This window comes from Actinomadura sp. NPDC048032, assembly GCF_040653175.1.
Classification (GTDB): Bacteria; Actinomycetota; Actinomycetes; order Streptosporangiales; family Streptosporangiaceae; genus Spirillospora; species Spirillospora verrucosospora.
Map to the genome: position 1 here is coordinate 1 of NZ_JBEZJP010000354.1, position 8,977 is coordinate 8,977.

General features: G+C 75.8%; 8 protein-coding genes. 5 read left to right on the forward strand and 3 right to left on the reverse strand.

Annotated elements, in window-relative coordinates:
• Positions 1–66: 66 nt before the first annotated feature.
• The 3 genes from AB0C69_RS32390 to AB0C69_RS32400 all read left to right on the forward strand — a co-directional run bounded on the left by AB0C69_RS32390 (position 67) and on the right by AB0C69_RS32400 (position 4,045).
• The gene (locus AB0C69_RS32390; protein WP_360358765.1) at positions 67–1,218 is read left to right on the forward strand and encodes a PLP-dependent aminotransferase family protein; all 1,152 of its coding nucleotides are present in this window, start codon (positions 67–69) and stop codon (positions 1,216–1,218) included.
• Positions 1,219–1,322: 104 nt separating this feature from the next.
• Complete coding sequence (locus AB0C69_RS32395) at positions 1,323–2,291, forward strand: acyl-CoA desaturase (protein ID WP_360358766.1); 969 nt, start codon at positions 1,323–1,325, stop codon at positions 2,289–2,291.
• Complete coding sequence (locus AB0C69_RS32400) at positions 2,288–4,045, forward strand: fatty acyl-AMP ligase (RefSeq protein ID WP_360358767.1); 1,758 nt, start codon at positions 2,288–2,290, stop codon at positions 4,043–4,045. Before AB0C69_RS32395 ends, AB0C69_RS32400 begins: the two co-directional genes overlap by 4 nt.
• 16 nt (positions 4,046–4,061) lie before the next feature.
• Here the strand turns inward: AB0C69_RS32400 and AB0C69_RS32405 are convergent, their stop codons facing one another.
• The 3 genes from AB0C69_RS32405 to AB0C69_RS32415 all read right to left on the reverse strand — a co-directional run bounded on the left by AB0C69_RS32405 (position 4,062) and on the right by AB0C69_RS32415 (position 6,816).
• Positions 4,062–5,303, reverse strand: a complete 1,242-nt coding sequence (locus AB0C69_RS32405; protein WP_345175679.1) for a helix-turn-helix domain-containing protein — start codon at positions 5,301–5,303, stop codon at positions 4,062–4,064.
• Between the two features lie 143 nt (positions 5,304–5,446).
• Positions 5,447–6,301 carry an EamA family transporter gene (locus tag AB0C69_RS32410; RefSeq protein ID WP_360358768.1) on the reverse strand — a complete coding sequence of 285 codons (855 nt, stop codon included), beginning with the start codon at positions 6,299–6,301 and terminating at the stop codon, positions 5,447–5,449.
• Positions 6,298–6,816 (reverse strand): MarR family transcriptional regulator, encoded by a 519-nt coding sequence (locus AB0C69_RS32415; protein ID WP_360358769.1) that lies wholly within the window; start codon positions 6,814–6,816, stop codon positions 6,298–6,300. The genes AB0C69_RS32410 and AB0C69_RS32415 overlap by 4 nt, the downstream gene beginning before the upstream one ends.
• Before the next feature lie 101 nt (positions 6,817–6,917).
• On the opposite strand from AB0C69_RS32415, the gene selA reads away from it, so the two are divergent.
• Positions 6,918–8,249 carry an L-seryl-tRNA(Sec) selenium transferase gene (gene selA / locus AB0C69_RS32420; RefSeq protein WP_360358770.1) on the forward strand — a complete coding sequence of 444 codons (1,332 nt, stop codon included), beginning with the start codon at positions 6,918–6,920 and terminating at the stop codon, positions 8,247–8,249.
• On the forward strand, positions 8,246–8,977 hold a 732-nt coding region (locus AB0C69_RS32425; RefSeq protein WP_360358771.1), incomplete at its 3' end, for a GTP-binding protein. The genes selA and AB0C69_RS32425, both read left to right, overlap by 4 nt.

Genomic DNA, 8,977 nt, shown 5'->3' on the forward strand with positions numbered 1-8,977 from the left:
GCAACTTCGACTTCTTCGTCGAGCACGACTTCACCGCCGTCATCAACGACACCCTCGACGTCGCGCGTGGCGCCCGTCCGCGCCGTCGACGGCGAACCGGCGCCCGCCGCGCGGCCGGACGCGTCCCGGCTCCGCGTCGACTTCGCCGCGGGCCTGCCCGACCTGGCGTCCTTCCCGCGCGGCGACTGGGCGTGGGCGCAGCGGGAGGTCGCCCGGACGGTGCGCAACGAGGCGCTCGGCTACGGCGACCCGCGCGGCAGCGAGGTCCTCCGCGACGTTCTCGCAGGCCACCTGCGGAGGGTGCGCGCGGCGGTCGCCGAGGCCGAGGACATCGTCGTCTGCGGCGGCTTCGCCCAGGGGCTCGGCATCGTCCTGCACGTGCTGGCCCGCCGGGGCGTGCGCCGCGTGGCGTTCGAGGACCCCGGCTACGGCGACGGCGCCACCATGGCCGCCGCGGAGCGCGCCGGGATCGAGGCGGTGCCCGTCCCCGTGGACGATCTCGGGCTCGACGTGGACGCGCTCGACGCGAGCGGCGCCCGCGCGGTCGTCGTCACTCCGGCGCACCAGTGGCCGACCGGCGTCGTGCTGGCCCCCGAGCGGCGCCGCGCCCTCGCCGACTGGGCGTGCGAGCGGGACGGGGTCGTCGTCGAGGACGACTACGACGCCGAGTTCCGCTACGACCGGGAGCCCGTGGGGTCGGTGCAGGGCCTCGCGCCCGGCCGCGTCATCGGCCTCGGGACGGTCAGCAAGTCGCTGGCCCCGGCCGTGCGGCTCGGCTGGATCCTGTGCCCGCCCGCGCTGACCCGCGCGGTGGCGGAGGAGAAGCGGCTCGCCGACCGCGGCTCGCCCGTCCTCGACCAGCTCGCGCTCGCCGCGCTCGTCGAGTCCGGCCGCTACGGGCGGCACCTGCGCCGGATGCGGCCCGTCTACGCCGGCCGCCGCGCGGCGCTCGTGGCGGCCCTCGCCGAGCACGCCCCCGCCGTGCGCCTGACCGGGCTGGCCGCCGGCTTCCACGCCGTCGCCCACCTGCCCGGCGGGACGGACGAGCGGCGCGTCGTCGCCGAGGCGCGCCGGCGGTCGGTCGGCCTGTACGGGATGAGCACCTACCGGGCGTCCGGCGCGGCCGATCCCCCGCGGCTCGTCCTCGGCTTCGGCGACCTCGCCGAGAGCGCGATCCGAGACGGGATCCGGGAGGTGGCCGACATCCTCAGATCTTGAGTTGAGTGCTAAGAGCGGTGCCCCAGCATGTGACACGACTTCATTCCGCGCGCCGCGCCGGGTGCGACACAGTCGTCGCAACCCGGAATCGAAGGAGTCGTGACATGACAGCGGGCGTCGCCGACGTCGGCAGCCGCACCCCGCAGCCGGACCTGTCCGGCACCGTCCCGTTCCCCGAGCGCGTCGCGGTCGTGGTGTTCGTGGTCGGGCCCGTCATCGGGCTGCTGGGCGCCGTCCCCTTCCTGTGGGGCTGGGGGATCGGCTGGACCGACATGGCCATCTTCGCGTTCCTGTACCCGCTGAACGCGATCGGGATCACGGTCGGCTACCACCGGCACTTCACCCACGGCGGCTTCAAGGCCAAGCGGTGGCTGCGGATCGCCCTCGCGATCCTCGGCGGGCAGGCCATGCACGGCTCGGTGATCCGCTGGGTCGCCGACCACCGCCGCCACCACAAGTACGCCGACCAGGAGGGCGACCCCCACTCGCCCTGGGCGTACGGACCCGGTGTGTGGGGCCTCACCAAGGGCCTCTACCACGCGCACATGGGCTGGCTGTTCGGCAAGGAGCGCACGTCCCGCGGCAAGTACGCGCCCGACCTGCTCAAGGACCGGGACATCCGGTTCCTGTCCCTCGACCCCGTGTACGCCGTGATCGTGCTGTCGACCTTCCTCGTCCCGATGGGGCTGGGCGCGCTGCTCACCTGGTCGTGGCACGGCGCCGTCACCGCGCTGTTCTGGGGCGGGGTGATGCGCGTCTTCGTCGGCGACCACATCACGTTCTCGATCAACTCGATCTGCCACGTGTTCGGCAAGGAGGACTTCAGGACGCGCGACCGGGCCCGCAACGTGTGGTGGCTGGCGATCCCGTCGTTCGGCGAGTCCTGGCACAACCTGCACCACGCCGACCCGACCTGCGCGCGGCACGGCGTCCTCAAGGGCCAGATCGACATCAGCGCCCGCGTCATCTGGGTGTTCGAGAGGCTCGGCTGGGTCTGGGACGTCCGCTGGCCCGACCACGAGCGCCTCGCCGCCCGCCGCGTGACCGCCCCCAGCACCGGAGAGCGAGCATGACCGACCTCCCCCCGCTCGACCGCACGCCGCTGATCGAGCGGCTCGCCCGGTTCGCCAAGGACTTCCCCGGCGACCGCGCCTACACGTTCATGGACTACACGGCGGACCCGGACGGCGTCGCGACCGACGTGACCTGGGGCGAGCTGGACCGGCGCGCCCGCAGCACCGCCGCCGCCATCCGCCGGGCCACCGAGCCCGGACGGCGGGTCGCGCTGCTCGCCCCGCAGGACCTGCACTACGTCACCGCGTTCCTCGGCGCCATGTACGCCCGCGTCATCGGCGTCCCGCTGTTCTCCCCGGACCTGCCGGGCCACGGCGACCGGCTCCTCGCCGTCTACCGGGACGCCGAGCCCGACGTCGTGATCACCACGAGCGCGTCGCTGCCGCACGTGCGCTCGTTCCTCGCGGGCGGCGGCGTCCGCGAGCCCGCCGCGATCATCGTCGCCGACGAGGTGGACGCGGCGCTCGACTGGACGCCCGAGCCGGTCGACCCGGGCGACGTCGCCTACCTGCAGTACACCTCCGGCTCGACCCGCACCCCCGCGGGCGTGATCATCACGCACGGGAACTTCGCGACGAACGCCGAGCAGCTGTGGCGGACGTTCGACGGCATCCCGCGCGTGTCGTCCGGCGTGAACTGGCTGCCCGTCTTCCACGACATGGGCCTGGTCACCACCGTCGCGCTGCCGCTGGTGTACGGCAACCCGGGCGTGATCATGGATCCGGTGGCGTTCGTCATGCGCCCCGTCCGCTGGCTGGAGCTGCTCAGCGCCCAGCACCACGCGTTCACCGGCGGCCCCAACTTCGCCTACGAGTACCTCACCGCGCAGGTCACCGAGGAGGAGAAGGCGAAGCTCGACCTGAGCGGCGTGCAGGTCTTCATGAACGGCGCGGAGCCGATCCGGGAGAGCACGCTCACCGGCTTCTACGAGGCGTTCAAGGACTGCGGGCTGCGGCCCGAGGCGCAGGTGTGCGCGTACGGGCTGGCGGAGGCGACCGTCTACGTGTCGGCCTCGTCCCGGTTCCGGGAGCCGACCCGCGTCGCGTTCGACCACGAGGGGCTGCGCCGGGGCGTCGCCGAGCCCCGCGACCCGGGCGCGCCCGGCGCGATCCAGCTGATCGCCTGCGGGACGTCCTACGGGCAGCACACCGTCATCGCCGACCCCGAGACCGGCGCGCGGCTCGCGGACGGCGCCGTCGGGGAGATCTGGGTGCACGGCCCGAACGTCGCGGCCGGCTACTGGGGGCGGCCCGAGGCCACCAGGGAGACGTTCGAGGCGGTGCTGGCGGACCACGGCGACCTGCCGCGCTCCCCGTGGCTGCGCACCGGGGACCTCGGCGTCCTGCACGGCGGGGAACTGTTCGTCACCGGCCGGATCAAGGACCTGGTCATCGTGGACGGGCGCAACCACTACCCGCAGGACATCGAGTTCACCGTCTCCGGCGCGCACCGAGCGATCCGCCGCGAGTACGCCTGCGCGGTGGCGGTCGACACCGGCGGCACGGAGGGCCTGGTCGTGGTGGCCGAGCGGAACCGCCGGGTGCCGGTCGCCCTGCTCGACCAGGAGGAGGTGGCGCGGGCGGTGCGGACGGCCGTGAAGCAGCAGCACGACCTGCGCGTGCACGACTTCGTGCTGATCGAGCCCGGGGGCCTGCCGCGCACCAGCAGCGGGAAGATCGCCCGGTCCGCGTGCCGGCGGGCCTACCTGGAGGGGAGGCTGCCCGTCGCGGAGGCGGCGCCCCGGCCCGAGTGAGCGGGGACCGCGTCCCTCACGCGTGCTCCCCGCCGGCGCCGCGCAGCCAGACGGGGAGCAGCAGCATCAGCTCCAGACGGATCGCCGGGGCCTCGATGTCGTAGTCGAAGATCTCGTGCAGCTGCGCCAGCCGGTACCGGACGGTCTGCGGATGCACGCACAGCGCCTCCGCCGCGTCCGTCGCGTTGAAGCCGTGCCTGAGGCACTCCAGCAGCGTGGCCGCCAGCCGGCCGCCGCGGTGCGGGCCGAGCTCGGTGAGCGGGGCCAGCCGGCGCCGGGCGGCCGCCTCGGCGAGCGTCCAGCCCTCCTCCAGCAGCAGGTCGGGCACGTACCGGTCGGCGTGGACGAGCGCGCCGGGGTCCTGCCGGGCGAGCCGCCCGGCCTCCATCGAGTCGAGCGTCCGGTGCGCCCAGCGCAGCGAGACCCCCGCCCGGTCCAGCGGCACCGAGGGCCCGACCGCGCCCGCCCAGCCGCCGAGGGTGGCGGTCAGCCGGTCGGGGCCGCCGGGGCGGTCCGGGTCGGGCATCACCAGGCACGGCCGGCCGCGGTCCAGGCCGCTCAGCAGGGACGGCGGCAGCCCGGCGGGCCCCTCCCCGGCGCCGCCGGGCCGCGGCTCCAGCACGATCACCGCCAGCCGTTCGGGCAGCGGCCAGCCGGCGAGGTTGGCCTGCTCGGCGACGACGTCCCGCGGCGCCGCCGGGTCCGACAGCAGCAGGCTCATCAGGCGGGCGCGGCGCTGCTCGCGCTCGCCCGCGGCCTTCTCCCGCGCCCGGGCGTAGCCCTGCGCGGCGGCGGACGCCAGAAGGTCCAGGTAGGCGAGGTTCGCCTCGGTGAGCGCGATCGCCAGGTCGCGCGGCTTCTTCAGCCGGTCGGCCTCGCGCGACAGGTACCGCCACGCGGTCCTGGAGGCGACGCGCATCGCGTTCTGCAGGTGCTCGAGCCCGCGCCCCTCGACGGCCTCCCCGTACCCGATGTCGAAGTAGACCTGGTGCACCTCCCGCAGGGAGGCGTCGGGGTCGGCGATCATCTGGACGAAGTGCCCCATGGCCTGCGCCGCCGCGAGGCGCATCACCTCGGTGTAGACGGGGTCGTCGGGGCGCGCGTACTCGGGGACGTTCCGCAGCACGCCCTCCACCATGGAATCGACCAGCGCCGGAAGGTGGGGGCGGATCCACTGCGCCTCTTCCCGGGGGACGTCGCGCCAGGGCTCCCCTGACAGATCGTCGGCCTGGGCGGACCTCTCGTGCAGCTCCGTCAAAGTGTCACCTCCGTCAGCGGACACCTGGGGCCGCCAGGCTAGGGAGCGCGCGTCGCACAAGACACTCAGATGGGTGACAACGCCGCCCGATTCCTTGTCACACCCGGCCGATGCGCCTGGTGGCGGCGGACAAGGAGTGGTCCTCATCCGGCGGCGAGCGTCAGCAGGACGACGGCCGCGGCGGCGCCGGCGAGGCCCACGGCCTGCGTCCGCGACAGGCGCTCGCGCAGCGCCGTGACGCCGAGCAGCACCGGAACCACCGGGTACAGCGAGGACAGCACGACCGCGATGACGACGAGCTGCTGCCGGGTCGCGAGGAGGTAGCAGACGAGCGCCGCCGCCGCGAGGCCGCCGTTCACCGCCGCCCACAGCCACGTCGTCCCGCCCGGGAGGCCGCCTGGTGGGCGGCGCCCGCGCGAGCGCATCACCGGAGCGATCGCGAGGACGGCCGCGACCCGTCCCGCCGCGACGGGCCAGAGGCCGGAGTCGTCGCCCGCCTGGGCGAGGGCCAGGTACTGCACCCCGATCCCGGCGCCCGCCGCGAGCCCGTTCACGAGGGCCGCGCGGACCCGGCCGCCCTCGTCCGACCGCGACCGGGACACCAGCCACAGCGCGGGCACCACGATGCCGATCCCGAGCCAGGCCGCCGCCGTGGGGCGGTCGCCGAGGAACGCGACGCCGACGACCACCGGCAACGCCACCCCGCCGACCGCGCTGACCGGGACGACGATGCTCAGGTTCCCCCTGCTGATGCCCCGGTAGAGGAAGACCATCGCGAGGCCCGTCCCGGCGCCCGAGAGCGCGCCCCACGCGAGGTCCCCGGCGGCCACGTCGGAAGCGGGGACGGCCACCGCAGCGACGACCGCGCACGCGAGCCCGCCGACCTGGCCGAGCAGCGCGACGGCGGCGAAGTCGGCGCGGCGCGACAGCAGGCCGCCCCAGACGTCGGCGACCCCGTAGAGCAGCGCCGAGGCCAGGGCCAGGAGGACGCCCGTCATGCGCGCCCCGCGTCGCGTTCGGCCTGGCCGACCGGGCAGACGCCGCCGCTCGTGCAGCACCCCCGGTCGCAGAGGCGGCAGATGACGTCGGAGTCGCCGATCTCCTCGTAGAGGCGGGCCAGGAGCTTGGCCAGCAGCCCGGTGAGCGCCTCGCGCTCGGCGCCGTCCAGGACGTCCAGGACGCCGGCCAGCGGCGCGTCCCGCGCGGCCAGCATCGCGCGCGCCGCCTCCTCGCCCTCCAGCGTCAGCAGGACCTGGACGGCGCGCCCTCCGCCGGAACGGCGGCGGACCAGGCCGGACGTCTGGAGCCCGTCCACCATGCGCGCGGCGGCGGACTGGGTCAGCCCGACGCGGCGTCCGAGCTCGGTGACGCCGAGGCCGGGCGCGTGGGAGAGGACGACCAGCGCCGCGGCGCCGCTCGCGCTCACCCGTCCCGTGCCGGTGGCCCCGGCCAGCACCAGGTCGGTCACCGCCAGCGAGGCGGCGCCCAGCAGGTTCGCGAGTCTGTAATGCATGAGTCATGCATGTTAGCAGCCCGGCGGGCGCGCCCTCCTCCGGGGCGGCGCCGTTTGCGTGCCATGCTGGCGGGGTAGCGCTGCATGTCGGAGGTCGCCTGATGGATCGCGAGGCCGGGCCCGCCGCGGGGGAGGACGAGCGGCGGCGGATCGCCCGAACGGACGTGCTGCTCGCCGAACCGCGCCTCGCGAGCGCGGCGGAGCGGCTCGGGCGCGGCGTCGTGAAGGCCGCGGTCGTCGCCGCCCAGCGCCGGGCCCGCGCCGGAGAGATCGCGCCGGAGGCGGTGGCCGACGCCGCCGTCGCGTCGCTGCCGCCGAACGCCTCCGGCCTCCGCCCGGTGATCAACGCGACCGGCGTCCTGCTGCACACCAACCTCGGGCGGGCGCCGCTGTCGCCGGCGGCCCGCGAGGCCGTGGCGGTGGCCTCCGGCGCCACCGACGTCGAACTCGACCTGGAGACCGGCCGGCGCGCCAAGCGCGGGCGTTCGGTCCTCGCGGCGCTGCGCGAGCGGGTGCCCCAGGCGGAGGCCGCGCACGTCGTCAACAACGGAGCGGCGGCGCTGGTGCTGGCCGCCGCCGCGCTCGCCCCCGGCCGGGAGATCGTCATCAGCCGCGGCGAGATGGTGGAGATCGGCGACGGGTTCCGCATCCCCGAGCTGCTGGCCGCCACCGGCGCCCGGCTGCGCGAGGTCGGCATGACGAACCGGACCACGCCGGACGACTACGCCGCGGCCGTCGGCGACGAGACCGGGTTCATCCTCAAGGTGCACCCCTCCAACTTCCGCATGACCGGCTTCGCGCGCGGCGCCGGCGTCGCGGAGCTGGCCGGGCTCGGGGTGCCGGTCGTGGCCGACATCGGCTCCGGCCTGCTCGCCCCCGAGCCGCTCCTGCCCGACGAGCCCGATGCCGCGTCCATGCTCAAGGCGGGCGCCGACCTCGTCACCGCCAGCGGCGACAAGCTGCTCGGAGGCCCGCAGTGCGGCCTGATCCTCGGGAAGGACGAGCCGGTGCGGCGCCTCGCCCGCCATCCGCTCGCGCGGGCCCTGCGGGTCGACAAGCTGACGCTCGCCGCCCTGGAGGCCACCCTCCGCGGGCCGCTCACCCCCACGGCCGAGGCGCTGCACGCCGACGCGGGCGCGGTGCGGGAACGGGCCGAGCGGCTCGCCGCCCGGCTCCGGGACGCGGGAGTGGACGCGGCGGCCGCCGGGAGCGAGGCGGCGGTGGGCGGCGGCGGCGCGCCGGGCGTCGTCCTGCCGAGCACGGCGGTCTCGGTGCCCGAGCACTACGCGTCCCGGCTGCGGCGGGGGACGCCCGCCGTGATGGGCCGCGTGGAGGACGGCCGGTGCCTGCTCGACCTGCGGTCCGTGCCGCCCGACCAGGACGGCGCCCTCGCCGAGGCCGTCCTGGCCCAGGTCCGCCAGGGGGCCCGATGACGCACGTCGTCGCCACCGCCGGCCACGTCGACCACGGCAAGTCCACGCTCGTCCGCGCCCTCACCGGGATGGAGCCCGACCGGCTGGAGGAGGAGCGGCGGCGCGGCCTCACCATCGAGCTGGGCTTCGCCTGGACGGCCCTGCCGGGCGGCGACCGGATCGCCTTCGTCGACGTCCCCGGGCACGAGCGGCTCGTCACCACGATGCTCGCCGGGGTCGGGCCCGTCCCGGCCGTGGTGTTCGTGGTGGCCGCCGACCAGGGCTGGCAGCGCCAGTCCGAGGAGCACCTGGCGGTCCTCGACGCGCTCGGCGTCCGGCACGGCCTCCTCGTCGTGACGCGCCGCGACCTCGCCGACGCCGCGGCGGCGGACCGGGTGCGGGAGGAGTCCCTCGCCCACCTCGCGGCCACCTCCCTCGGCCGGGTCGAAGCGGTCACGGTCAGCGGCGCCACGGGCGACGGCCTCGACGAGCTGCGGGCGGCCCTGGAACGGCTCACCCGCTCCCTCCCGGAACCCGAGCGGGACGCCGACGTCCGCCTCTGGATCGACCGGGTCTTCACCGTCCGCGGCAGGGGCACGGTCGTGACCGGCACCCTCGGCGCGGGAACGATCAGCGTCGGCGACCGCCTCGCCGCCGGCGACGCCCTCCTGCGCGTGCGGGGGCTCCAGAGCCTCAAGGAGGACCGCGAAGAGGTCGGCGCCGTCTCCCGCGTCGCCGTCAACCCGCAC